Source organism: Paraburkholderia yinzeri, from assembly GCF_046581065.1.
In the GTDB taxonomy this organism is placed as follows: domain Bacteria; phylum Pseudomonadota; class Gammaproteobacteria; order Burkholderiales; family Burkholderiaceae; genus Paraburkholderia.
In genome coordinates this window covers 39,758-65,021 of the sequence record NZ_JBFOCJ010000003.1, presented here as the reverse complement: position 1 = coordinate 65,021, position 25,264 = coordinate 39,758, and the positions used below count along the sequence as shown (strand labels likewise).

The 25,264-nt window shown below is 65.8% G+C and carries 24 protein-coding genes; 14 read left to right on the top strand and 10 right to left on the bottom strand.

Going from position 1 to position 25,264, the window contains the following annotated elements; all coding sequences use genetic code 11:
• Positions 1-138: 138 nt before the first annotated feature.
• Positions 139-966, top strand: coding sequence for a peptidoglycan DD-metalloendopeptidase family protein (locus WJ542_RS27085; RefSeq protein WP_411192635.1), 828 nt, complete (start codon positions 139-141; stop codon positions 964-966).
• A 48-nt stretch (positions 967-1,014) separates the two neighbouring features.
• Here the strand turns inward: WJ542_RS27085 and WJ542_RS27080 are convergent, their stop codons facing one another.
• The 3 genes from WJ542_RS27080 to WJ542_RS27070 form a co-directional block, all read right to left on the bottom strand.
• Positions 1,015-1,341 (bottom strand): antibiotic biosynthesis monooxygenase family protein, encoded by a 327-nt coding sequence (locus tag WJ542_RS27080; protein ID WP_411192634.1) that lies wholly within the window; start codon positions 1,339-1,341, stop codon positions 1,015-1,017.
• A 110-nt stretch (positions 1,342-1,451) separates the two neighbouring features.
• A complete protein-coding gene (locus WJ542_RS27075) occupies positions 1,452-1,811 on the bottom strand; it encodes a protocatechuate 3,4-dioxygenase (protein ID WP_411192632.1) in 360 nt (119 codons plus the stop codon).
• Positions 1,808-2,674, bottom strand: a complete 867-nt coding sequence (locus WJ542_RS27070) for a gallate dioxygenase (protein ID WP_411193498.1) — start codon at positions 2,672-2,674, stop codon at positions 1,808-1,810. The genes WJ542_RS27075 and WJ542_RS27070 overlap by 4 nt, the downstream gene beginning before the upstream one ends.
• Positions 2,675-3,220: 546 nt before the next feature.
• Between WJ542_RS27070 and WJ542_RS27065 the strand changes: the two genes are divergently transcribed.
• Positions 3,221-4,477 (top strand): LysR family transcriptional regulator, encoded by a 1,257-nt coding sequence (locus tag WJ542_RS27065; RefSeq protein ID WP_411192630.1) that lies wholly within the window; start codon positions 3,221-3,223, stop codon positions 4,475-4,477.
• A gap of 288 nt (positions 4,478-4,765) precedes the next feature.
• Positions 4,766-6,991, top strand: a complete 2,226-nt coding sequence (locus WJ542_RS27060) for a TonB-dependent receptor (protein WP_411192628.1) — start codon at positions 4,766-4,768, stop codon at positions 6,989-6,991.
• 38 nt (positions 6,992-7,029) lie between these two features.
• On the opposite strand, the gene WJ542_RS27055 is transcribed toward WJ542_RS27060, so the two are convergent.
• Positions 7,030-7,359, bottom strand: coding sequence for a hypothetical protein (locus WJ542_RS27055; RefSeq protein WP_411192627.1), 330 nt, complete (start codon positions 7,357-7,359; stop codon positions 7,030-7,032).
• Between the two features lie 329 nt (positions 7,360-7,688).
• On the opposite strand from WJ542_RS27055, the gene WJ542_RS27050 reads away from it, so the two are divergent.
• The gene (locus tag WJ542_RS27050) at positions 7,689-8,648 is read left to right on the top strand and encodes a LysR family transcriptional regulator (protein WP_411192625.1); all 960 of its coding nucleotides are present in this window, start codon (positions 7,689-7,691) and stop codon (positions 8,646-8,648) included.
• Between the two features lie 93 nt (positions 8,649-8,741).
• On the opposite strand, the gene WJ542_RS27045 is transcribed toward WJ542_RS27050, so the two are convergent.
• Entirely contained in the window at positions 8,742-10,142 is a 1,401-nt protein-coding gene (locus WJ542_RS27045) for an aminotransferase-like domain-containing protein (RefSeq protein ID WP_411192623.1), read from the bottom strand.
• A 190-nt stretch (positions 10,143-10,332) separates the two neighbouring features.
• On the opposite strand from WJ542_RS27045, the gene cyoA reads away from it, so the two are divergent.
• From cyoA to cyoD, 4 genes are read left to right on the top strand one after another with little or no spacing between them, the layout of a single operon-like run.
• A complete protein-coding gene (gene cyoA / locus WJ542_RS27040; protein WP_411192622.1) occupies positions 10,333-11,331 on the top strand; it encodes a ubiquinol oxidase subunit II in 999 nt (332 codons plus the stop codon).
• A gap of 7 nt (positions 11,332-11,338) precedes the next feature.
• The gene (gene cyoB, locus WJ542_RS27035; RefSeq protein ID WP_411192620.1) at positions 11,339-13,330 is read left to right on the top strand and encodes a cytochrome o ubiquinol oxidase subunit I; all 1,992 of its coding nucleotides are present in this window, start codon (positions 11,339-11,341) and stop codon (positions 13,328-13,330) included.
• Between the two features lie 3 nt (positions 13,331-13,333).
• Positions 13,334-13,942 (top strand): cytochrome o ubiquinol oxidase subunit III, encoded by a 609-nt coding sequence (gene cyoC / locus WJ542_RS27030; protein WP_411192618.1) that lies wholly within the window; start codon positions 13,334-13,336, stop codon positions 13,940-13,942.
• Positions 13,939-14,307, top strand: a complete 369-nt coding sequence (cyoD, locus tag WJ542_RS27025) for a cytochrome o ubiquinol oxidase subunit IV (RefSeq protein ID WP_411192616.1) — start codon at positions 13,939-13,941, stop codon at positions 14,305-14,307. Before cyoC ends, cyoD begins: the two co-directional genes overlap by 4 nt.
• A gap of 100 nt (positions 14,308-14,407) precedes the next feature.
• Here the strand turns inward: cyoD and WJ542_RS27020 are convergent, their stop codons facing one another.
• On the bottom strand, positions 14,408-15,601 hold the full coding sequence (locus tag WJ542_RS27020; RefSeq protein ID WP_411192615.1) for an alpha/beta fold hydrolase: 1,194 nt from the start codon (positions 15,599-15,601) through the stop codon (positions 14,408-14,410).
• Positions 15,602-15,838: 237 nt separating this feature from the next.
• Here WJ542_RS27020 and WJ542_RS27015 point away from each other — a divergent pair, with 237 nt between their 5' ends.
• A complete protein-coding gene (locus WJ542_RS27015) occupies positions 15,839-16,390 on the top strand; it encodes a GNAT family N-acetyltransferase (protein ID WP_411192614.1) in 552 nt (183 codons plus the stop codon).
• Positions 16,391-16,402: 12 nt separating this feature from the next.
• Here the strand turns inward: WJ542_RS27015 and WJ542_RS27010 are convergent, their stop codons facing one another.
• The gene (locus tag WJ542_RS27010; RefSeq protein WP_411192613.1) at positions 16,403-17,182 is read right to left on the bottom strand and encodes an AraC family transcriptional regulator; all 780 of its coding nucleotides are present in this window, start codon (positions 17,180-17,182) and stop codon (positions 16,403-16,405) included.
• A 107-nt stretch (positions 17,183-17,289) separates the two neighbouring features.
• On the opposite strand from WJ542_RS27010, the gene WJ542_RS27005 reads away from it, so the two are divergent.
• Complete coding sequence (locus WJ542_RS27005; RefSeq protein ID WP_411192612.1) at positions 17,290-18,021, top strand: glutamine amidotransferase; 732 nt, start codon at positions 17,290-17,292, stop codon at positions 18,019-18,021.
• Here the strand turns inward: WJ542_RS27005 and pdxR are convergent.
• Positions 17,993-19,489 carry a MocR-like pyridoxine biosynthesis transcription factor PdxR gene (pdxR, locus tag WJ542_RS27000; RefSeq protein WP_411192610.1) on the bottom strand — a complete coding sequence of 499 codons (1,497 nt, stop codon included), beginning with the start codon at positions 19,487-19,489 and terminating at the stop codon, positions 17,993-17,995. The genes WJ542_RS27005 and pdxR overlap by 29 nt on opposite strands.
• Positions 19,490-19,612: 123 nt before the next feature.
• On the opposite strand from pdxR, the gene WJ542_RS26995 reads away from it, so the two are divergent.
• From WJ542_RS26995 to WJ542_RS26985, 3 genes are all read left to right on the top strand, one after another.
• On the top strand, positions 19,613-20,251 hold the full coding sequence (locus WJ542_RS26995; RefSeq protein WP_411192609.1) for an FMN-binding negative transcriptional regulator: 639 nt from the start codon (positions 19,613-19,615) through the stop codon (positions 20,249-20,251).
• A 104-nt stretch (positions 20,252-20,355) separates the two neighbouring features.
• Positions 20,356-20,625: a MoaD/ThiS family protein gene (locus tag WJ542_RS26990; RefSeq protein ID WP_411192607.1), complete on the top strand. Its 270-nt coding sequence runs from the start codon at positions 20,356-20,358 to the stop codon at positions 20,623-20,625.
• Between the two features lie 36 nt (positions 20,626-20,661).
• Complete coding sequence (locus tag WJ542_RS26985) at positions 20,662-21,807, top strand: WD40/YVTN/BNR-like repeat-containing protein (RefSeq protein WP_411192606.1); 1,146 nt, start codon at positions 20,662-20,664, stop codon at positions 21,805-21,807.
• Here the strand turns inward: WJ542_RS26985 and WJ542_RS26980 are convergent.
• Positions 21,786-22,718, bottom strand: coding sequence for a LysR family transcriptional regulator (locus WJ542_RS26980; RefSeq protein WP_411192604.1), 933 nt, complete (start codon positions 22,716-22,718; stop codon positions 21,786-21,788). The two genes, WJ542_RS26985 and WJ542_RS26980, sit on opposite strands and share 22 nt — an antisense overlap.
• A gap of 40 nt (positions 22,719-22,758) precedes the next feature.
• Between WJ542_RS26980 and WJ542_RS26975 the strand changes: the two genes are divergently transcribed.
• On the top strand, positions 22,759-24,246 hold the full coding sequence (locus WJ542_RS26975) for an MFS transporter (RefSeq protein ID WP_411192603.1): 1,488 nt from the start codon (positions 22,759-22,761) through the stop codon (positions 24,244-24,246).
• A gap of 26 nt (positions 24,247-24,272) precedes the next feature.
• On the opposite strand, the gene WJ542_RS26970 is transcribed toward WJ542_RS26975, so the two are convergent.
• Positions 24,273-25,235, bottom strand: a complete 963-nt coding sequence (locus tag WJ542_RS26970; RefSeq protein WP_411192601.1) for a GlxA family transcriptional regulator — start codon at positions 25,233-25,235, stop codon at positions 24,273-24,275.
• Positions 25,236-25,264: the final 29 nt, after the last annotated feature.

The window sequence follows — 25,264 nt, the reverse complement described above, 5'->3', positions numbered from 1 at the left end:
CGCGGTCAACCATCGCCCCCGGCCAATCGTTGACAGTCCAGAACGCGGACGCGCCGCATGGTGCGCCCGGGGCGTCAAGCAACTGAAAGAACCAGGTATCAAGCGATGCGAGCAAATCTTCCGGGCCTCCGAACGACCATGACCCAACGCGGCATCTGCGCCGCCGCGCTCTGCCTGCTGTCGGCGTGCGCCACGCGGCTCGACCCGGCGCCTGTCGTCGACATGACCACCGGCACGAACCCCAACGCGCAAGCTGCCGTGCCGGCCCCGGGCCAGCTCGCGCCTGGCGCCGCCGCACCGGTCCCGCTCGGCCCGCCGCCGCCCGGCTACTACCGCGTGCGCCCCGGCGACACGCTGTATTCCATCGCGCGGTCGAACGGCCGCAGCGGCCGCGATCTGATTGCGTGGAACAACCTCACCGATCCGAACCATATCGAAGTGGACCAGGTGCTGCGCGTGGTGCCGCCGGACGAGGGCGGTGCGATGGCCTCCGCGCCTGTGCCGGCCGCGCCAGTACCCTCCAACCCCGCCGCAGCGCCCGCGGCGGCCCCCACCGTCGCCGCCGCGGCTGGCGACAGCGCGCCAGCGCCCGACGCCGGCAGCCTCGCGCTCGCCTGGCCCGCGCGCGGGCCGCTGATCGGCCGCTTCAACGATTCGACCAACAAGGGCATCGACATCGGCGGTACCGCCGGCGAGCCCGTGCGGGCGGCAACCGGCGGGCGCGTGGTATATGCGGGCAATGGGCTGCGCGGCTATGGCAACCTCGTGATCGTGAAGAGCAACGCGACCTACCTCACGGCCTACGCGCACAACCGCGACCTCAAGGTGAAGGAAGGCGACACCGTGAGCAAGGGCCAGGTGATCGCCGACATGGGCAGCACCGATTCGGATCATGTGATGCTGCACTTCGAACTGCGGCGCGACGGCAAGCCTGTCGATCCGCTGCGTTATCTGCCGCCGCAATAAGCCGGGACGGGCCTCGCCTGCGGCGTGCATGACGCAGGCGAGGCGCCCTTACTTCACGACAACCTGGGTGTGCCCCACCACCGGCGGCTTCTCGAAGTACGGGCCAACGAGCTGGCGCCACACCTGGAAGTCCGCGGACTCGCGAAAGTGCACCATGTGATCCTCGACCGTATCCCACTGCACGACGAGGACATACTGGTTCGGCTCTTCGATCGAACGTTGCAGTTCGACGCCGCGGCAGCCGCGTGCGCGATGGAAGAGCGCAAGCGCTTGCGCCACACCCGCTTCGAATTCTGCGTTCTTGCCCTGCTGCACGACGATGTGCGCCATTTCGTAGACCACGAGACCCTCTCCTGATTCGGAACTGCGTTGCATGACCCGCTACGCCGCGCCGTCCCCAAAGGACACACGGCGAAGCGGCCAGCCGCAACGTTAGCACGGGGAAGTTTTCGCGTTCGTCCGGCGACCCTCGGCCCCCAGGGCCCTCAGACGGCCTCGGGTACCTGGCGCGTCTTCAGAAACGCTTCGAGCGTTTCGCCGCGCATGCTCGCGTACATGCCGAGATTCGTGATCTTCACCACGCGCGCGAACTTCTCCAGCACGAAGAAGCACACGCCGTAGCGCACGAGCCCGAGCCAGTCGGTGTTGTCCACCAGCGCGCGCTCTTCCCCGGTCAACGCGGCCGCGTCGTAGGCCGCCTGGCGGTCGGCGAGCCACAGATCGCGCGCGGCCGGCTCGCGCATCTGCCAGAAGAAGCGGTTCAGGCGCATCGCCTTCATGCTCTGGCGAATGTCGAACGGATAGGTGCCCGTCAGTTCCTCGATGCCCACGAGCTGCGGATTCATTGCGCCCCTCCTTCGGCTACCCCTGCGGCCACCTCTTCGTACACTGTCACGGCCATCGCGGTGCTCGTCGCCAGATAGTAGTGGCGATGTACCTCGCTTATCGTCGGCCCGAGGGCGCCGCGCATGGCGAGCCACATGATCGTCTCCACGCTCTCCGCACCGCCCAGACGGACATAGTCCACGTGCTTCATGGCGGCAAGCCGCTCGGGGTCGTTCACGATCAGGTCGAGGAACGCCATGTCCCACTCGGTGTTGTTAAAGCCGCTGCGCTCGCCGTGCACCTGGTGCGAGAGGCCGCCCGTGCCGACCACGACGACGTCGAGATCCGCATCGAACGATTCGATCGCGCGGCGCAGCGCCTGGCCTAACCGATAGCAGCGCCGCGCCGTCGGCAGCGGATACTGCACCACGTTCACCTCCAGCGGCACGAGCGCCGCGGGCCAGCCGCCCGCGTGCGGCAGCATGAGCGAAAGCGGCGAGTTGCAGCCGTGGTCGAGCGGCTTGTCCTGGAAGATCGTGAGGTCGAACTCGTCGTTCACGAGTTGCTCGGCGATATGGATCGCGAGATCGGGATGTCCCGCGATATCGGGCAGCGGCCGCTTGCCCGCGCCTTCGTCGGCAAACTCGTGCTGCGCGGAAACACCCAGCGCGAAGGTGGGATAGCAGTCGAAGAAAAAGCTGTTGGCGTGATCGTTGTAGATCATCACGAGTGCGTCGGGCTGGCGCGCCGCGAGCCACTCGGCCACCGGCTCGTACCCTTTGAAGAGCGGCGCCCACGCGGGCTCGTTCTGCTTGCCCTTGTCATAGGCCAATCCGATCGTCGGCACGTGCGAAGTGCCGATGCCGCCCACTATTCTTGCCATGTCGATGCCCTCGCTAACGCCAGATTCCATTGCGGCCGCCCGAATGCTTGCAGCGCGCGGCAGCCGCTCAATCGGGAGAGGAAATTACCGAATACCGGTTCGTGCGATAAGCAAGGGTTAACCTTTAGGTCCGGATGTTTACTACTTATTTCAGGAGATTTTTGTATCGCCGCGCCCTGTCCGGCCGACCGGAGACCCGCGTGCCCCAAAGGATCTTGATATCGCGAAACCGTGCCCGCCCGGTGGGGCATCCGGCGCGCCGGCGCGCTCGGTCATAAATAAAACAGATCGCTAAAGAATCAACTCGCAAACCCGGCTATTGCGGCTGCGCTGTGTTCGCGCGAGACTTCGCGGCGCCTCGACCAGCCGGCAACACGATGCGAGGCCACCGGCAGCGGTGGCGGCATCGAACCCGAACGACGCGGGCCGGCGCGCGACGCGGCGACGAAAGCCGGATTCCGAACGCCAATCGAGGAAGCCGCGCACAATCATGCCCGTGAACGCCGCGCCCGGCATGCACGACCCGACGTCCCTATCGATTCGAACGTGAGCCAGCCCGAACTCCTGAATCTCGCGCAACTGCGCGCCTTTCGCCTCGTGGCCGACACCGGCAGCGCCACACGCGCCGCCGCCGCCCTGTATCGCGCGCAATCCGCCGTGACGCGTTCCGTGCAGGAACTGGAGACCGCGCTGGGCGAACCGCTTTTCGAGCGCAAGCCCTCGGGCATGCTGCCCACCGCGGTCGGGCGCGTGGTGCTCGAACGCTGCGCGCGCATTTTCGGCGAACTCGAAGAACTCGCGCACTGGTGCGCTTCGCGGCAGGCGCGGCGCCGCGCGCTGCCCGAAGGCGCGCTACCCGCCTGGCTGCTCAATACGCGGCGGCTGCAGCTCTTCGTCGCGCTCGCGCGGCACCGTCACATGCCGAGCACGGCCGGCGCATTCGGCATCAGCCAGCCCGCCGTGAGCAGCGCCATGCGTGTGCTCGAAAGCGGCTCGGACGTCACGCTCTTTCATCGCGGCCCGCGCGGCGTGCTGCTCACGGCCGAAGGCGAAACCTTCCTGCTGCATGTGCGGCGCGCGCTGAACGAGCTGCGCCACGTTCCCGACGATATCGCCGCCCTGCACGGCAACATCCAGGGCGCGGTGACGGTGGGCGCCCTGCCGCTCGGGCGCACGCTGATCCTGCCCGCGGCGATCGCGCGGCTGAACGCGCGCCATCCCGGCGTGCGCGTCGTGACGGACGAAAGCGCGTGGGACCTGCTGGTGGCCGGACTGCGCGCGGGGGATATCGACTTCATCCTCGGCGCGCTGCGCGAGAGCGACGCCGCCAGCAGTCTCGCGAACGAGCGGCTGATGTCGGAGGACATGGTGGTGTTCGCCCGGCGCGATCATCCGCTTGCGTGCAAGAAAGACCTCAACATCGGCGACCTGCGCAACGCGCAATGGATCGTTCCGCGCATCCACTCGCCCGCGCGCCTGCTGTTCGAGGCGCAGTTCAGACGGCTAAAGCTCAAACCGCCGGCGCCGGCCGTCGAAAGCGCCGATCTCGCCGTCATCCGGGGCCTCCTGCTCGGCACCGACATGGTGGCGGCGCTCTCCGCGCAGCAGCTCTACTACGAGTGCCAGGCAGGTCTGATCGTGGCGCTCGATCTGCCGCTCCACAACACGCGGCGCGACATCGGCCTCACGCTGCGGGCCGAAAGCGCGCCCTCGCCGGCCGCTCGCGCGCTGATCGATGCGGTCCGGCTCACGGTGGCGAACCTCGCCCCCGACGTGCGGGTGGTGGAAGGGCGGCGCGCGTAGCCCAGCTCGCGTTCTCGTTGTTCACACAACCAGACTGGCAGCAACGCGGTGGTGCGCGCTGTTGCGTAAACGCCGAATACCCATGGCAACGCCAATATTTTAAATGCAAATCATTATCATTTGCCATACAATTTGCGGCCATGTGTATGCGGTTTGCATGCCTGCTTCGTACCCCTCGTGCGTCAGCCACGCGCCCGGTGCGAAACGGCCTGCCTCCGCCCAATAACACGCCGCCCGGATCTCCCGGCATCGCGGGGCGGCGGCTAACCACTCGCCCATCACCTGTCCATGTCCGTTGCCCGCCCGATCACGCCTGCCCTTGCCCTCCCCCGTTCCTCCAGCCGCTGCGCCATCCTGGCTGCCATTGCCATCGCATTCGGTTGCCCCGCCGCCGCGCACGCGCAGGCGGCTAACGGTGACACCACCGGCAGCAACGCGGGCACGAACGCGAACACGAACGGCACCTTGCCGAGCGTGAAAATCCAGGCGCAGAAAGACACCCTTCCCGGCGATCTCGCGCCCACCTATGCCGGCGGCCAGGTAGCGCGCGGCGCCGACTACGGCGTGCTCGGCCAGCAAAAGAACATCGACATGCCGTTCAGCATGACGACCTACACGTCGAAGCTCATGGAGGACCAGCAGACCCGCACCGTCGCGGACGTGCTCGCGAACGATCCGGCCGTGCGCTCGGCCTACGGCTATGGCAACTTCCAGCAGGTCTACGTGATCCGCGGCTTCGAGCTGGACAGCGACGACGTTTCGCTCAACGGCCTCTACGGCATCACGCCGCGCCAGCTCGTGATGACCGACGCACTCGAACGCGTGGACGTCTTCAAGGGCGCGAGCGCGTTCCTGAACGGCGCGTCGCCGAACGGCTCGGCGATCGGCGGCAGCGTCAATCTCCAGCTCAAGCGCGCCGACGATCAGCCGCTCACCCGCGTCACCTTCGAAGGCACCGGCTCGGGCGAATTCGGCGAGCACATCGACGTTGGCCGCCGCTTCGGCAGCGAGGACCAGTTCGGCATTCGCGTGAACCAGTCGAACCACGACGGCGAAACGAGCATCGACGGCGAACACCGCCGCAGCGACCAGACGGCCGTCACGCTCGACTGGCGCGGCGACAAGCTGCGGCTCGAAGGCGACTTCCTCTACCAGCGCCAGACCATCACAGACGGCCGCCCGGTGGTCTACGTGAGCGGCGACACGATTCCCTCCGTGCCGTCCGCCAGCTACAACTACGGCCAGACCTGGGAATACAGCTCGGCCGAAGACACGGTGGGCATCCTGAAGGCCGAGTACGACTTCCTGCCGGGCTGGACCGCCTACGTGACGGGCGGCACGCGCCACACTAACGAACACGGCGAGTACTACTCGCCGTACTACACCGACCCGACGACCACGACGGGCTCGCGCCTGGGCGTGCCGCGCAAGGACGACGCCGACTCTGCCGAGGCCGGCGTACGCGGCCGCTTCGACACGGGCCCGGTGAGCCACTTCGTCACGGCGAGCGCCTCGATCACGCGCGTGGAAACGCAGTCGGGTTGGACGCTGAGCGGCTCGTTCCCCGCGAGCCTCTACAACACCGTGCAGGTTCCGTATCCGGCCACCGTCTACTCCGCGGGCATGGACGGCAACCCGCCCATCACGGCGCTCACGCTCATGCGCAGCGTCGCCGCTTCCGATACGCTCGGCTTCCTCAACGACCGCGTGCTGTTCACGGTAGGCGTGCGCCACCAGGAGATCCTCTCGAACGCGTATTCGTCGTCGACGCTCGAGCAGACCGAAGCCTACAACGACGCGATCACGACACCGCTGTTCGGTCTTGTCGTCAAACCCTGGCAGAACGTATCGATCTACGCGAACCGCGCCGAATCGCTCGCAGCCGGCGACCAGGCGCCGCTCGGCTCGAAAAACTATGGCGCGCTGCTCGCGCCCGAGCGCACGAAGCAGTACGAAGTGGGCATCAAGTACGACACCGGCAGCTATGGCGCCTCGTTCGCGGCGTTCCAGCTCGAAAAGCCGCAGACCTACACGAACGGTGACGGCTACTTTGCCGCGAACGGCACCGAGCGCCATCGCGGCCTCGAAGCGTCCGTGTTCGGCGAGCCGTTCAGGGGCGTGCGCGTGATTGCGGGCGCAACCTATATCGACGCCGTGCAACTCGACACGGAAAACGGCGCGACGAACGGCAACCGTCCGGTTGGCGTGCCCTCGTTCCTGCTGAACCTGGGCGCCGAATACGACGTGCCGTGGCTCCAGGGCCTCACGCTCAGCGCCCGCTGGACGCATACGGGCCCGCAGTATCTGGACGCGGCCAACACCCTGTCGATCAAGGCGTGGGACACGGTCGACCTCGGCGCGCGCTATGCAACCACCGTGTTCGGCAGGCCGACCACGTTTCGCGCCAACGTGCTCAACGTGGCGAACAAGGCCTACTGGGCCTCAACGATCGGCGGATATCTGACGCAGGGCGCGCCGCGCACCGTGCTCTTCTCGATGACGACGGACTTCTGATCGGGCAACGGCGGCGCGGCATCAGCCCGCCCCGCCGTTCACGACTTCATCTCTCGCTGCATATCGCTGCAGATCGCCCCTTTCTGCTGATCGTATTCCTGCGGGTTGCTCGCCTTCATCTGCCGCAGGCCATTGACGGTCTGCGCGGCGCTCTTCCAGCCCGCATCCCAGTCTTTCGCGAAATCCGGATCCTGGACGAATTTCCGGCTCGCGGCGTCCTTGTAGTTCGAAACGGTCGATGCATCGACGCCGCAGACTTCCGCAGCCACCCGAGCGTTGTTCGCGGCAAACTGCACGCCCAGCTTCGCGAGCTTTAGCGTCTGATCCTGGTCCTGCGCATACGCGACGCCCGCTACGGCAAACGTCACGACAGAAGCGAAAAATAATATAGGTCTGCGAATTATCATAAAAATCCCCTCAACTCTTCTGACGTCAACCATAAAAGGCATAACCGGCGCGCATACGGCGAACGATGCCTTAGTCAAAATGAATCATTTCCGGATGAGCCGTTTCGCATCGCACGAAAGATTCAATTCGAAAAGAAAATCTCAAGTCGCAAGAATACATTCGGCCTCATTGCCCAGCCAACTGATTATTTTGTAACAGAAATTAAAGCTTTGGCTAACCTTGGCGTAGCTCGTCAATAATGACGAGCGCATTGCCCACCTGATAATCGGCGCTTCGAATCGAGGATTTCATGGACCGGCTGACCGGCATTAGAGTGTTCGTCGCCGCAGTCAATAGCGGCAGTTTTGCCGCAGCCGCACGACACTATGGATTATCCGCTGCGATGGCCGGCAAATACGTCAGCGCGATCGAAACCGGGCTGAATGCGAGGCTGCTCCACCGCACCACGCGCCGCCTGACCCTCACCGATATCGGCGAGGTCTATTACGAGCGGTGCCAGCGGATTCTCGAAGCTTATGACGAAGCCAATCGCGAAGTCACGGATGCCAGCGGATCGGCCCATGGCGTTCTGAGAATTGCCGCGCCGGTCACGTTCGGGGCAATGCATCTTGGCGAGGTCGTCGCGCAGTATCTGGAGGCGCACCCCCAGGTCAACATCGAGATATCGCTGAACGACCGCTACGTCGACCTGCTCGAAACCGGCGTGGACGTGGCCATACGAATCGGCCGCCTGCCCGACTCCGGGCTCGTCGCGCGCCGGCTCGCGCCATGCCGCATGGCGGTCTGTGCGTCCCCTGCCTATCTGAAGCGCCACGGCGCGCCGCGCAATCCCCGCGATTTGCGGCAAGCCACCCGGCTCACGTTCAGCGAAGCCGTTTCCGACGACGACTGGACACTCATCGACGCAAACGGCCGCCGTCACGTCATAGACGGCCCGTGCCGGCTGGCGGCCAACAACACCCAACTGCTGCTCGCAGCGGCGCTTGCCGGAGCCGGCGTCGCCTATGGGCCGACCTTTGTCTTCGGTGAGCAGATCGCACTTGGTCGGCTAGTCGAGCTACTACCGGAGTACGACACGGCGGAACTTGCGATCCAGGCCGTCTATCCGAGCGCGCGCCATCTGCCGCTCAAGGTGCGCCGCTTCCTGGATTTTCTCGCGACGACGTTCGGCGACGAACCGCCGTGGGATCGCGGCGCATCACGACGCCGGAGCAGCCCGCGGGGTTCGCGCGGCAAGTCGAAGACCTAAGCCGCCGGGCAATCGATGCATGGCCGCACGCGGCGCTGCGTCTGCCTCAGGACAACCATCAGGAATGCAGACGATCCGGCGGCCTGCGGAACGCTACACGATCACCTGCGTCTGCGCGAAACGATCGTTGGCGAGCAGTGCGGAGAGTCGCCGCAATGCCGAGTGCAGGTGGGCGCGGTCCGCCGCTGCGCCCAGCGAGATGCGGATCGCACTCGTCACGTCCTGGCGCCCGTCGGCCGCGAACGCGGTGGAAGGCGCGACCGCCAGGCCTTCCGTACTGGCCGCCGCGGCCAGATCGCGCGCCGACCAGTGGCGCGGCAGAACGTACCAGAGATGGATGCCCGCGCCCGCCGGCGCGCCAAGCGCCTGCACGGCAACGCGCTGACGCTCGTGCGCCTCGGCGCGCACACCCTCGAAAATTCGCGCAGCCGTGCCGTCGTCGATCCACTGGATGGCCAGCGCGTACGTGAGCGGCGCCGCCATCAGCGAAAACGAGCGCAGCGCCGCCAGAAAGCGCGCATGCGCCATGGCGTCGGGCAAGACGAGGAATGCGGTGCGCAGGCCGGGCGTCAGTACCTTCGAAAGCGTAGACAGATAGCAGACCCGGGCAGGGGCGAGCCTCGCGAGCGGGGGCGGCGCCTCGGGCGCGAAACGCCAGTACGGATCGTCCTCGACAACCAGGAGACCCTGTCGCGCCGCCACGCGCAGGATGTCACGGCGGCGCGCCTCGGGCATGGTCGCGCCGGTGGGATTCTGCAGTGTCGGATTGAGGTACACGAGGCGGGCGCCGTGCATCCGGCAGGCCGCCTCCAGCGCGTCGGGCCGCATGCCGTCGGCGTCGGCGGCCACGGTTTCGAGGCGGCGGCCCAATTGCGCCGCCGCATGCGGAAGCCCGGGATAGACCAGCGGCTCGCACAGCACGACTTCGCCCGGCGCACTGAAGGCGAGGATCAACGCGGCCAGCGCCGCCTGCGCGCCGGGGCAAACCGCTACCTGTGCCGGCGCGACCGCGCCGAGCACCGGTTCGAGCCAGCGCGCGCCGGCTTCGCCATCGCGCAGGGTCCCGCCGCCAACGTGGTAGGTCATGAGCAGATCGGCATCGCTGCGCAACAGCAGCCGCGAGAGCCCTTCGCGCAGCAGCGCTGCCATCTCGATGCCGAGCGGCGCCGGCGGGATATTCATGCTCAGGTCGACGCGCTGCAACTGCGCGGCACGCGGGGGCGCAACGAAGGTGCCGAGCGGACCGCGCGACTCGATCAGCCCGCGCCGGCGCGCCTCGTTGAAGCCGCGCGTGACGGTCGTGAGATCGACGCCGAGCAGCGCCGCCAGCGCCCGCTGCGCCGGCATGCGCGTGCCGGCCGCCAGCGTGCCTTCGGCAACCGCGCGCTCGATGAAGTCGGCAAGCCGCAGGTAGCGCGGACCGCTGCCCGTCTTAAGCGCCACGGACCACGGCGAAGCGTCTCTGGCAGCACCGGAAGAAGGATTTCGCGTCATCGGATTTGCGTCATCTTGCCGCACATGTATGCATCATGTCTTACTCTAGCATGCGGACACGAAGCGCGTAAATCCATACATATGATCATGTATGGCTTTTGACCGGAAAGCGCCGTCCTGTGCACCTCCCGTCAAGACTACACAGGCCCGTAGGGATGGGTTTGCGCGATCGCCAACCACGGAACCCGACATGCGCAATCCCGACATTCGAAGAGGACCGGCCGCCGAAGCCGGCGCACCTCCACCCCCTCCTCCCCGCCTGGGGCGTTCTATCCGCCCGCGATTGCGCGCCGCCGCCACGCTTGCGGCCACCGGCGCACTCACGCTGCTCGGCGGCTGCCAGGCGGTACTGTTCGACCCCAAGGGCGACATCGGCGTGCAGGAAAAGAACCTGATCCTGATCGCGCTCGGCCTCATGCTGCTGGTCGTGATCCCGGTGATCGTGCTCACGCTATGGTTCGCATGGCGCTATCGCGAGTCGAACACGCGCGCGACCTACGCGCCGAAGTGGGCGCACTCCACGGCGATCGAGATCGTCGTCTGGTCGATTCCGTGCGTGATCGTGCTGATGCTCGCCGGGCTGATCTGGCGCACCACGCACACGCTCGATCCGTACCGGCCGATCGAGTCGCAGCAAAAGCCCATACGCGTCGACGTCGTCGCGCTCAACTGGAAGTGGCTGTTCATTTATCCGGACTACGGCGTCGCCTCCGTGAACCAGCTCGCGATTCCCGTCGATACGCCCGTCTCGTTCCGGCTGACCGCGGAATCGCTGATGAACTCGTTCTTCATCCCGCAACTGGGCAGCCAGATCTACGCCATGTCGGGCATGGAAACGCACCTGCACCTGATCGCGAACCAGCCCGGCGTGTATGCGGGCCGCTCGTCCGCGTTCAGCGGCCCGGGCTTCTCCGACATGCACTTCAACACGATCGCCACCAGTCGCGCCGATTTCGACGCGTGGATCGCGCGTGCGAAAGCCTCGAATGCGCCGTTGAGCCTTTCGGCCTACGAAACACTCGCGCAACCCGGCGAGAAGGCCCCGGTGACGCTCTATTCGAGCGTCGCGCCGGGTCTGTTCGAAGGCGCGGTCAACAAGTACATGCGCGACGTCTACGGCAACCCCATCTGCGGCAGCGCCGCGCCTCCTCCCACCCTGAGCCGCGGCACCACCCTGGCAGCGGAGTAATCACATCATGTTCGGAAAACTCACGCTCGATGCCGTTCCCTGGCACGAGCCCATCATCATGGGCACCGGCGCCGTCGTGGCGGTGCTCGGACTCGCCCTGCTCGCCGCCATCACGCTCGCCGGGAAATGGGGTTATCTGTGGCGCGAGTGGATCACTTCGGTCGACCACAAGCGCATTGGCGCCATGTACATCGTGCTCGCCATCGTCATGCTGGTGCGCGGCTTCGCCGACGCGATCATGATGCGCGTGCAGCAGGCCATTGCGTACAATGGCGCCGCCGGCTATCTGCCGCCGCACCACTACGACCAGATCTTCACGGCGCACGGCGTCATCATGATCTTCTTCGTGGCCACGCCGCTCATTCTCGGGCTCATGAACGTGGTCGTGCCGCTGCAGATCGGCGCGCGCGACGTGGCCTATCCGTTCGTCAACTCGCTCTCCTACTGGCTCTCCGTGGTGGGCGCCGTGCTGGTGATGATCTCGATGTTCGTCGGCGATTTCGCGGCTACGGGCTGGGTCGCCTATCCGCCGCTCTCGGAGCTCGGCTATAGCCCGACTGTCGGTGTGGACTACTACATATGGTCGCTGCAGCTATCCGGCCTCGGCACCACGCTCTCGGGCATCAACTTCATCGTGACGATCCTGCGCATGCGCGCGCCCGGCATGGATCTCATGAAGATGCCGGTGTTCGTGTGGACCGCGCTCATCACCAACATCCTGATCGTCGCCGTGTTCCCCGTGCTGACCGGCACGCTCGCGCTGCTCACGATGGACCGCTATCTCGGCATGCATTTCTTCACGAACGAGCTGGGCGGCAACGCGATGATGTACATCAACCTGATCTGGGTGTGGGGCCATCCCGAGGTGTACATCCTGATCCTGCCCGCGTTCGGCGCGTTCTCCGAAATCATCGCGACGTTTTCGGGCAAACCGCTGTTCGGCTACAAGTCGATGGTGTACGCCACGGCCTCGATCGGCATCCTCTCGTTCTTCGTGTGGCTGCACCACTTCTTCACGATGGGATCGGGCGCGAACGTCAATGCGTTCTTCGGCATCATGACCACGATCATCTCGATCCCGACCGGCGTGAAGCTCTTCAACTGGCTCTTCACGATGTACCGCGGTCGCATCCGCTATCACAGCGCAACGCTCTGGACTATCGGCTTCATGGTGACGTTCGCCGTGGGCGGCATGACCGGCGTGTTGCTGGCCGTGCCGGGCGCGGACTTCGTGCTGCACAATTCGCTCTTTCTCGTTGCCCACTTCCATAACGTGATCATCGGCGGCGTGGTGTACGGCTGTCTCGCCGGCGTCAGCTTCTGGTTTCCGAAAGTATTCGGTTTCACGCTCAACGAGTTCTGGGGCAAGGTCTCGTTCTGGTGCTGGCTCATCGGCTACTGGCTCGCCTTCACACCGCTCTATATCCTCGGCTTCGAGGGCATGACGCGTCGCATGAATCACTATGACGTGGCGGCATGGCATCCGTGGCTCGTGGTGGCGCTCGTGGGCGCGGTCTTCGTCGGCCTCGGCATTCTCGCGATGATCGTGCAGATCGTGGTGAGCGTGCGCGACCGCGAAGCCAACCGCGACCTCACGGGCGACCCCTGGAACGGCCGCAGCCTCGAATGGTCGACCGCCTCGCCCGCGCCGTTCTATAACTTCGCCGTGCTGCCGAAGATCACTTCGATGGAGCAGCACTGGGACAACAAGGAAGCGGGCCGCGCGTACGCCGAAGCGCTGGTCTACGAGGACATCCACATGCCGCGCAACACGGGCGCGGGCTTCATCATCGCCATGTTCAGCCTGCTGTTCGGCTTCGCGATCGTGTGGCACATGTGGCTCTTCGCGGCGATCGGCCTCGCCGGCATGATCGTCACCTTCATCCTGCGCACCTACGACGAGGACACGGACTACTGGGTCCCCGCCGCCGAGGTCGCACGCATCGAGAACGCGCGCTTCGAACAGCTCGCGCAACTGGAAATCAGGGAGGCTGCGTAACTCATGGCGCACGCTGCAATCCATCACGCCGGCCATGCGCATGGCCACGATCACGACGACACCACGAAGACCACGTTCGGCTTCTGGATCTACCTGATGAGCGACTGCCTCATCTTCGCGACACTCTTCGCCACCTTCGGCGTGCTCGCGAACGCAACAGCAGGCGGTCCTGGCGCCACGCAACTGTTCGAGCCGTCCTACGTGCTCGGCGAAACGCTGCTGCTGCTTGCCAGCAGCGTCACGTTCGGCATGGCGATGTTGAACCTCCATGCGCACCGGCGCGCGGCGGTGATAGCGTGGCTCGCGGTGACGTTCGTGTTCGGCGCGGGCTTCATCGGCATGGAAGTCAACGAGTTCGCGAAACTCGTGGCCGAAAACGCCGGCCCCGGCACGAGCGCCTATCTCTCGGCGTATTTCACGCTCGTCGGCACGCACGGCCTGCACGTCACGGTGGGGCTGCTGTGGATCGCCCTCATGATGCACCAGACCCTGAAGTTCGGCCTGACCGGCACGATTCGCCGCCGTCTCGCCTGCCTGAGCCTCTTCTGGCACTTCCTGGATCTCGTGTGGATCTGCGTTTTCACTTTTGTCTATCTGCGAGGTCTGCTGTGAGCCACTCCCCCGTCACGCATCCGGTCGGCCAGGCGCATGGCAGCCTCAAGGGCTACATGGCGGGCGCCGTCCTGTCACTGCTGCTCACGCTCGCCTCGTTCGGCGTGGTCATGTTTCACGTCGTGCCACCCGGTGCAGGGCTGGCGGCCATCGTCGCGCTGTGCATCGCGCAGCTCGTGGTGCAGCTCGTCTACTTTCTGCATATCGGCTCGGCGCGCAGCCAGCGCGCGAACACGGGCATCTTCGTGTGTACGACGTTTCTGATCGCAGTGATCGTCGGACTTTCGCTGTGGGTCATGCACAATGCCAACGTCAACATGATGTCGACGCACCTCACCGTCGAGCGCGCCATGGCGCACGACTAGACGCGCCGGCGTCTTGCCGGCGGCCTGCCCCGTGGGCGGGCCCGCCGGCCTTCCGGTAGCGCGCCCGCGCATACCCCCTCGCCCCGCACAGCCCGTCGCGCTAGACCACAACCTCTTCTGCCGTTTCGGCGATGCCGGGCGGGTTCGAAATGGTCAGCTTCCACACGCCGTCGTCGCCGCGTACCATCACCTGGGTCGCCGTGCCGCGTTGGCGGGCCTCCCGCCCGTTCGGCAACGCCACCGTCACGGTCCAGTCGATCAAGACCAGCGCCACGTTACCGCTGACGAGCGAGCGCCGTACCTCGTTGTGAATGCGGGGCCCCGCCTTCAGGAGTCCGGAGAACTGCGTACGCAACGCGTCGTGACCGCTCGCCACACCTTTGCCATCGGCCATCCGCATTGTCGCGTTCTCGCTGAACACGGCAAGCATGCCGTCAATATCGCCGGCGTTGAACGCGGCGTCGAAGGCCACCGGAACCTGCTCGGGGGTGCCGGGTCCGTTTGCCGCGCGGTCTGCGTCCAGTTTGCCGGCGAACTGCCGGATCAGCGCCGCGAGGGCGGCGGGCGCCTCCAGCGGCAACAAATGTCCGACACGAGGCAGTACGTGCAGGCACGCACCGGCAATGCGCGGCAGCAACTCCTTGCGCAAGGTCTCGACCCGGTCGACCTGATCGAACTCGCCGGCAATCACGACGACGGGCACATCGATCGCCCCCACTTCGCCCGTGATGTCTTCGAGCATGCCGGCGATGGGCCACGCGGTCTTCGCTTGCGGCGCGCCGCGCAGACTGTCGGCGATGGCCTGCTCGCGATGCGCGGGTTCGAGCCGGTTCGCAGTGAGCGCGTGATCGAGCACCTGGCTCACGGATTCGCGCGACGCATAGGCCGAAACCATCGCGGCGCGCTGCTCGTCAGGCAGGGCCATCGGCGACGGCGGCGAAGGCGCGACGAGCACGACACCCGCCAGCCCGCGCGGGCGGCGCGACGCGAGCAGTTGCGCAACCTTGCCGCCCATTGAGTGCCCGACCAGCACATAGCGCCGCAGATCGAGTGCTTCGACAACGTCTTGCGCGTCGTTGGCCAGGTCCGCTATCGCGTAGCCCTGCGCAGGCGCTTCCGAATCGCCCCAGCCGCGATGGTCGATGGCGACGGTGCGGTAGCGGTCCGCTAGCTGCCCCACGACACCATCCCACGTGCGGGACGATCCGCCCCAGTAATGCAGAAACACGAGCGCCGGCTCGCCGTCGCCCTGTACTGTGACATGAATTCTCGGGCCGTTCGTCTGGATATGCATGGCAATGCTCCTGGGTCTGGTGTGCCGGTGGCACAAAAGTGGAGTGGTTGGGAGTGGACCCAAACCATGAAAGCATCGTAGACCCGGTCGATTGAATTGATAATCCGGCATCCCTTATCGACAGTCGATCACAGCAAGATCGAATTAGCTCGCAAGCGCGGAAACGGTTTCTCCCGGCAACAATGCCGGACTTCCATGTTTTAATGGTGTCCTTACTTTCCCGCCCCGCTTGCCGCCATGCCGCTATTCACGCCCGCCACGCTGACTACGCCTCGCCTCAATCTGCGGCCGCTACGCGAAGACGATGCGCAAGCGCTGTTCACGATCTGGTCGGATGCAGAAGCGATGCGCTACTTTTCGTTTCCCGCGATGAATCATCTCGACGAGGCAAAAGATCGGATTGCGCGCAAATTGAGGACTGCGATGGATGGCGAGAGCTTCATCTGCGTGATCGAGCTGCAGGGCACCGGCGAAGTGGTTGGTGACTGCGCGCTGTTTCACGCGGAGGAACAATGCCGGCGCGCGGAAGTCGGCTTTAGCCTGCAGCGCGGGCATTGGGGCAACGGCTATATGAGCCAAGCGGTTTCGGCGCTGATCGAGCATGCGTTCGGCACCTTGTGTCTGCGCCGCATCGAGGCCGATATCGACCCGCGCAACGCCGCCTCGGCACGCCTGCTCGAGCGGCTCGGCTTCGTCCGGGAGGGGCTGCTGCGCGAACGCTGGGTGGTGGGTGGCGAAGTATCGGATAGCGCGCTCTACGGGCTGCTCGAACGCGATCGTCGGGCCTGAGCGGCCAGCCGGCTATCGTCGAGGTGCTGCGAAGTATCGGCTGGGGACCACGCCCATGATGCGCCGGAAAACCGCTGCGAACGCGCTGGCCGAATCGTAACCGAGGTCGAATGCGACGGCCGTGACCGGCTCCCCGGCGGCAAGTCGCGGCAAGGCTGCATAAACGCGCATGTGTTGCCGCCATTGTCCGAAGGACATACCGGCCTGAGCGCGAAACAATCTCGCAAGCGTGCGCGCCGACATGTTCAGCGCACGCGCCCATTCTTCGAGCGTGCGCGAGTCGGCTGGCGCGTTTTCAAGCACCTCGCGCAAGACCTGAAGTCGCGAATCGGTCAGCGCCGGCAGTTCCAGTGGCCGCACCGTCGACCATTCGATTTCCGCCAGTGCGAGCGACGTAATCTGACCGTCGCGCCCCGCTTCGTCATACTCGATCGGCATCTCGACCGCTCTGAGGATCAGCTCTCGCAGTAGAGGCGACACGTCGATACTGCACGGCACGGAAGGCACGTCTCCCTGCAACACCGCGGGGTCGATATAGAAGGTCCGCACGGAAGTGGCGGTCCGGAAGTGGACCTCGTGCCCGCATGACGGCGGGATCCAGATGGCGCGCTGCGGCGACGCAACCCACGTCGTCCCGCCGGTACGGACTTCCATGACGCCCACCGGCGCATAGAGCAGTTGCGCGCGTGCATGGCAATGCCAGGCGCTCACCGTGCCGCGCGCGAATTCCTTGGCCATCGCACCTACGGCGCGCGCGATCGTTTGGTAGTCGTCCCGATTAGAGCTTTTCATGGCCGGTTGACGTGTCCGGTTTGATGCAGAGGTTGGCCGATATAGTGTAGCGAAGCCGGCGTCATCGACCTACACTGCGCTGCCCTATCGCATTCAGGCTGACTGTCATGACACCACGCTCCACCGCTGCGGCAACCAGGACCGCATGGGTCCTCAGACACGTCCACTTCGAGGATCTCGGCAGTCTGGCCGACGTCCTGACCGAATCGGGCTACGCCATCCGATACTTCGAAGCCGGCATCGAGGCACTGCCCGACGAAGCGGCAACCGTGCCCGATCTGCTCGTCGTTCTGGGAGGTCCCATCGGCGCCTGCGAGGAAACCCGCTACCCATGGCTGACGAATACGCTTCGGGTACTCGATCGACGCGTTCGGGCAGACGCTCCGACATTGGGGATCTGCCTTGGAGCGCAGTTGCTGGCGCGTGCCCTGGGCGCGAGCGTCTACCCGGGAGACCGCAAGGAGATCGGCTGGTCGCCTCTCAAGCTGACCGCTGCGGGCCTCGCCTCGCCCTTGCGGCACCTTGGGGCCGAACACACGTCGATGCTGCATTGGCACGGCGACACGTTCGATCTGCCGCAAGGCGCCGTGCTGCTGGCTTCGACGGATCTGTATCGCAACCAGGCCTTCATGCATGGGCGCAACGTGCTGGCGCTTCAGTGCCACCCTGAAGTGCGGGCGCGAGAATTCGAACGCTGGCTGATCGGGCATGCCTGCGAGATCGCAGCGACACCCGGTGTCACCGTGCAGCAGTTGCGCGACGATACGCAACGGTACGGCGCGAAGCTGGAGCACGCCGCGGCGGCCATGTTCAAGGACTTCCTGCCGCCTCGACGATAATCGCCGCGAGTCGCCGCGCCGCCGCCGCCATCTGCGCGCTGCCGAATCCGCCAAAGCCGAGTATGAGCCCAGGGCGGCCGGTTCCCCGCGCGAACATCGGCGACACCGCGCGCACCGCCACACCGGCCTGAGCCGCCAGTTGAACGACCGCGCGGTCGTCGAAGCGGTCGGCGAGCCACAGCACCAGGTGCATGCCCTGATCGCCAGGTTCGATCCAGGCCAGATTCCCCGGCAATACTTCGTCAAGCGTCCTGATCAACTGAATGCGCTGCTCCGCATACACGTTGCGAACCTTTCGAATGTGACGCCCGAGATGCCCCTCTGCCATGAAAGCGGCCAGCACGTGCTGATCGGCGGTGGGCGGATGGCGGTCCATGAGCACCCTGGCCCCGCAGAAGGCATCCGCAAGACTGCGCGGGACGATCGCATAGCCCAGCCTCAGCGAGGGAAACAGGATCTTGCTGAAAGTGCCGAGGTAAACCACGCGGTCCGGGTCCAGGCCCTGAAGCGCCGGGAACGGATAACCCTCATATCGCAGCTCGCTATCGTAGTCGTCCTCGACCACCCAGGCGTTGCCGGCCCCCGCCCAGGCCAGCAACGCCGTGCGCCGGGCCATGCTCAAGGGCATCCCCAGCGGATACTGATGAGACGGCGTGACAAAGGCCGCGCGTGCCTGCGGCGCCATGCGCATGCCCGCTTCCACGTCGAGGCCTTCGGCGTCGACGGGAACCCGCACCATGCCGTCACGATAGCCCAGGCTCTCCAGAATGGCGGTAACGCCGCGGTAGGCTGGGTTCTCGACCCATACCCGATCGTGCGGCCCCAGCAGGACCTGGCTTGCAAGAAAGAGCCCCTGCTGGGTTCCGCTCGTCACCACGACCTGATCCGCTTCGCAACGCACCGAGCGGGACTTGCGCACGTACGCGGCAATCGCTTCGCGCAGCGCTGGTGCGCCAAGCGGATCGGCATATCCCGTTGGCGCGCCGGGTCCCCTCGCGCGCAACCGGTTTCCGAGGCGGCGCCAGGTGTCGGCCGGTGCAGTGAGGCCGGTTGGCACCGATATCGCGAAGGGTATCGGCTCCAGCGGCCGGAACTCTTGCGCAATCTGCGCGAATCCCCTGGCGCGTTCAGACAGGCCGGGTTCCGATGTCGCGCGCCCTCGCGCCGCACGGGATTCGCTGGCCGGCTGCGGCCGGGCCAGTGCCTGCGCGACGCGCGTTCCCGCGCCCGCCTTCGATTCGAGAAAGCCCTCGGCGATCAATTGCGCGTAGGCTTCGATCACCGTGCCGCGAGCCACGCGAAGCGAAGCGGCAAGCGAACGCGTGGACGGCAACGCATCGCCGGCCCCGAGATCGCTTTTATGCACCGCCTCCCGCAACGCCTCGGCAACCTGACGGCTCAGATTGCCCGCCGTGCGATCGAGCGCGCCGAACGACGGCATCTCCGCAATCCGCACCGTTCTCGCCATGATTCTGGTCTATCGGGAATGGAATAAACTGGATCTACAGAATAAACCACTTTTCGGGCAAACTGGATGCCGTTGCCGTGCCCGCCCATCATCCCGTTCATCACGCCAGCCCGAGGCAATCGCATGTACGTACCCGCCCATTTCGCCGAATCCCGCAAGGAAGTGCTGCATACCCTCATCGTCCAGCACCCGTTTGGTACGCTGGTCACGCACGGCCAAAGCGGACTCGACGCCAATCACGTTCCGTTCGAACTGGCCGCCGCGGAAGGCGAACTGGGTGTGCTGCGCGCGCACGTCGCGCGGGCCAATCCGGTATGGCAGGACGTGGCGAACGGCGACGAGGTACTGGTGATTTTCCAGGCGGGGGACGCCTATATCTCGCCGAACTGGTATCCGAGCAAGCACGAAACGCACAAACAGGTGCCCACCTGGAATTACAGGGTCGTCCACGCGCACGGGCGGATCACGATCCTCGACGACGAGCGTTATGTGCGCGGCGTGGTCAGCCGACTGACGCGCACGCACGAAGCACCGCTGCCGAAGCCCTGGAAAATGGGAGACGCGCCCGAGGACTATATCGATACGATGCTCAAGGCGATTGTCGGCCTGCAGATCGAGATCACGCAACTCGTCGGCAAGAGCAAACTCAGCCAGAACAAGGAAACCCGCGATATTCGCGGGGCGGCTGATGCGCTCAGGGCAAGCGGAGCGTCGCCCATTGGCGATGCCATGCTCGTCGAGGCCGCGAGGAAGCCGGAATAACGCGCTTTGGCGGAGCTTCGGCGTCCGCCTCTCTCGCCAAAGCGCGCGCGGAAATCGCCTACACTACAGAACCGGCGAACGCGGTCAACCCGCATGGGTCCATCATGGCGCACCTCTTCTTCGCAGCCTCGATTCAGCGCCATATCGCAACGCCCGAGCACGAAGTCGACGCACGTACGCTCGGCGAAGCGCTCGCGGCCGTATTTGCCGCGCAACCCCGGCTGCGCGGCTACATCCTCGACGACCAGGGCTCGCTGCGAAAACATCTGGCCGTGTTCGTGGACGGCCGGCCGGTGCGCGACCGCCAGCATCTATCCGACTCGCTCGGCGAGCAGAGCCGCGTGTACGTCGTGCAGGCATTGTCGGGCGGATAAAGGGACATCACGGCTGTACACGAGGAGACATTCGGCATGAACGATCGATTGCTCGTCGCAACCCGCAAAGGGCTGTTCGTTCTGCATACCGACGGCAAGGGCGGCTGGACACTCGGCGACCCCCATTTCGTCGGCGAGCCGGTAAGCATGGTGCTGCACGATCCGCGCGACGGATCGCTGTACGCCGCGCTCAATCTCGGCCACTTCGGCGTGAAGCTGCATCGCCAGCGCGCGGGCGCGGCGAATTGGGAAGAGTGCGCGGTTCCTGTTTATCCGCCGCAGCCTGCCAATGAGCCGCTTGCCGACGGCAGCGCGAACACGGGCGAAGACGATCAGGATACCGATCCATCCGGCCCGCCGCTCGCCTGGACGCTTCATCAGATCTGGTCGCTCGAAACGGGTGGCCCGGACGAGCCGGGCGTCCTGTGGGCCGGCACGATACCTGGCGGCCTCTTCCGTTCCGACGACGGCGGCGACAGTTGGGCACTCAACCGCGCGCTATGGGACCGCCCGGAGCGCCGCGAATGGGCCGGTGGCGGCTACGACTGGCCGGGCATCCATTCCGTGCTGGTCGATCCACGCGACAGCCGGCACGTGACCCTGGGCGTATCGAGCGGCGGCGTCTGGCAGACCTTCGACAGCGGCGCGAGCTGGCACCTGACCGCCGAAGGCATGGAAGCCGACTACATGCCGCCCGAGCGGCGCGGCGAAGGCAACGTGCAGGACCCGCATCGCGTCGTGCAGTGCCCCGCCAATCCCGACGTGCTCTGGACGCAGCATCACTGCGGGATTTTCCGCTCGACCAACGGGGCGGCGCGCTGGCAGCGGATCGAGGCGCAGCCTTCGAGCTTCGGCTTCGCGGTGGCCGTGCATCCGGGCGAGCCGGACACCGCATGGTTCGTCCCCGCCGCGAAAGACCAGTACCGGATCCCGGTGAGCGGTCAGTTCGTCGTCACGCGCACGCGGGACGGCGGGCGCACCTTCGAGCGCTTTGCGAACGGCTTGCCGCCCGCACCCGCGTATGACCTCGTGTATCGGCACGGACTCGCGATCGACGACTCCGGCACGCGCCTCGCCATGGGGTCGACCACCGGCGCGCTGTGGACGTCCGATAACGGCGGGGAACACTGGCATTTGATTTCAGCGCATTTGCCGCCGGTTTATTGTGTCCGGTTCGGATGAAGCGTGGCGCCGGCCCAACGGTGCGCAACGAGGCCGCGAATGCATTCGCGCAGGCATCGGTGCGCGGGGTCGGTGTCGGCGCGCGGATGCCACCCCTGCACGATCTGCTCGGCCGGCACGGCCACCGGCAGCCGGAACATCGCGATTCCAAGGCTTTTTTCGACGTTGCGCACCATAGGCTCCGCCGCGCACGCAACCAGATCCGATTGAGCCGCTGCCATCAGCGAGCCGTAGGCGGTCGGCACCGTCAAGGCAACCTCGCGCACGATCCCGGCGTCGGCCAGCGCGCGGCCCAGCACGTCGCGGCTTTGTCCGCGCTGCAGCACGGCTACATGCTGCGAGGCGGCGAAGCGCTTGAGCGTGGCCCGCGACCGTATCAGCGGGTGCCCCGCCCTTACGGCGCCCACGATGTGCTGTTCGAGGAGCAACTCCGTACGAATCTCCGGACTGCGATCGTACAAAGTCCCGATGTCGACGTCGACGCGACCCTCGCGCAAAGCCATGACGTCGCCGTCGAGCTCGGGCACGAAGCGCACGGTGGCAAGCGGCATGACCTGCCGCACCGCTGCCAGCAACTGCGCGCCAAACACGACAGGAAAGCTGTCCATCGCACGCACGACGAATTCGCGACGCATGGCCGATAGTTGCGGTCCGTCCGCGGGTAGCATCAACTGCCGCGCCTCGGCGACGAGCCGGCGCACGGGCTCTCGTAGTTCCATCGCGCGCTGCGTAGGAATGAGGCGCTGGCCGGCACGCACGAGGATGGGATCGCCCAGCGCCTCGCGAATGCGCGCGAGCGTATGACTCATTGCCGGCGCACTGAGGTGCATGCGTTCCGCGGCCTCGCTCACACTACCGGTACTGAGCAGCGTGTCGAGCGCACAGAGCAGGTTCAAGTCGAATTTGTTCATTTCGTGCAGGTATCGATTAAGAACATTGCACTGGTCAAATGTGAGCCATCGTACAACACTGGCGCCCATGACTACGAGACCCAACACCGCGCTTCCGCTCGCCGCGACGTTCCTGGCCTTCCTCAGCCTCGTTGTACTGGCCGCGTTCGATCAGACCGTCGTATCGACGGTCCTTCCCGGTATTCAACGCGATCTTCGCGGCACGAGCGACATTTCGTGGATATTCTCTGCCTACCTGATCACATCGACGGTTGCAGTGCCGCTATACGGAAAGCTCGCCGATCAGTGGGGTAGCAAGCCGGCTCTGCTCGCTGCTGCGTCGATCTTTCTGGCGGGCTCCGTTTTCTGTGGCGCGAGCGGCAGCGCAACGGAACTCGTGTTGGCGCGCGGACTTCAAGGGGCGGGGGGAGGCGCGTTCATGACGCTGGCCATGACCTCGGTAGCACGTCTCTTCGATCCGCCGCTGCGCTTTCGGCTTCAAGGGCTGCTCGGCGCGGCATTCAGCCTTTCGACCATGGCTGGACCGGTATTGGGCGGCATCCTCGTGCAATACGGCTCGTGGCGATGGGCGTTCCTTTTCAATGTCCCCGCGGCGTTGCTCGCCATCGCGGTCCTCAGTTTCACGCTGCCTCGCACGCGCGCGATACGGGCCAGCGGCATGGACTACCGCGGTGCGCTGCTGTTGACCGCATCGTTGGTATGCATCATCGTGGGGACGTCCCGCAACGTGGCGATGGGCGTAGGCCGGCCCGGCTTCGTGCTGGCGGGCATTGCACTGGCTTCCGTTTTTATCTGGCTCCAGGCGCGTACGCCCAATGCGCTTCTTCCGCTCGAACCGTTTCGGCATCCTTCCTATGTGGCGGCCAACGTGCTGAGCGCTGCGTCGGGCATCGCGCTCTTTGCCATTGTCGTGTTCATGCCACTGTATTTCCAGTCCGCGCGAATGTTGACGCCGACCGCGTCCGGATGGCATCTGATGGCGCTTACCGCCGGCATTACGCTCGGCTCGGCGGCCGGCGGCCGTTCCCTCGCCGCCGCCGGCCGAGTACGCCGCCTGGCAATAACCGCGTGCGGGCTGATCTTCGCCTCCCTCGTGGCGCTGGCGTATGGGCTCGCCAGCCATCGCGCGCCTGTGTTCGTACTTTCCGCGTGCCTCGCGCCGTTGGGAGCCGGCCTGGGAATCCTGTTTCCGCTCGTCACCGTGGTGGCACAGCGATCGGTCTGCCCAACCCTGCTGGGTGTGGCTACGGCGAGCCCGGTCATGTTCAGGTCGGTGGCGGGCGCCCTTGGGGTGTCGGTGCTCGATGCGATCTTTTCGGGCGCCATGCGTCACGCCGGAACCGCGTTCCCGGGCATCGCATCGAAAGCGGTCACGTTTGAAAGTGCGCTGAGCGTGGTGCTATGGGTCGTCGCCGGCGTGGTACTCATTGCCGGCCTTGCGGCGTGGCGTCTTCCGCCGCAACTGATACGCCAGGCACCGATTCGGCCTACCCTCGGCGCGACTGCCGGAATGCAGGTACAGGAATAGCCCGATATCCGAACCGGCCTCCCCGCTCACGCCGACCGCAGCTCCCGCACCCCTCGCCCCAACCTGCGGCGCAGCAGCGTTCGCAGCGTGGCGCCGTCGGCATAGCCCACTTCCGCGGCAATGGCATCCAGATCCATCGAGCTCGTTTCGATGAGGTGCCGTGCGCGCTCCACCCGGCGGTCCTGGAAATACGACAACGGCGATTTGCCCAGCACGGCTTCCGCGCGCCTTTGCAGCGTGCGCGGACTGGTGGCGAGCGCACTCGCCGCCTCCTGGAGCGAGAAGCCGCTTGCCAGGTTCGCGCGCGTCCAGCGCTCGAAGCGCTCGATGAGCGGATCGCTGTGCGCAAGGTGATCGGGAATGATGTACGGCGCCTGCGAAACCCGGCCGTCGACCAGCATGTACCGCGCCACGAGCGTCGCCAGCTCCGGGCTCGCCTGGCGAATCAGCCAGAGTATGAGATCGAGGTGCCCCATCGCCGCGCCGGCGGTCACGAAGGGGCCTGATGGCACCAGCATGCGGTCCTTGTCGAGGCGCACCTTCGGGTAGCGGCTGCGAAAAAGCGGACTGAGCCACCAGGTCGTCGTGGCTTCCTCCGCGTCGAGCAACCCCGATTCGGCGAGGATAAACGTCCCGACGCAGGCCGCCGCGATCCGCACGCCCCCCGAGTACCAGTCGCGCAGTTGCATCCCGGCGTCGCGCACCGCAGGGCGCTCGAGAAATTCGGCCAGCATGTCGGGCGCCACGGTGCTGATCGCAGGAACGAGGATCCAGTCGGCCGGCTGCACGGTACGCGCCTTGTGTGTCTCGACCGTCACGCCAAGCGCCGTCGTGACGCGGGTTCGCAGGCCGGCCAGTTCGACTTCGAATGGCGGCGGCTCGCCGGGATGCGCGACCGCGGCGAGCCCGTTCGCCATCCTGAGCGCGTCGCGCACCACCGCGAGGCCCGTGTCGAACACGCCATCCAGAGGAAACACGACGATACGCATGGCGTAAATGATTCGAATAATGTCATTTG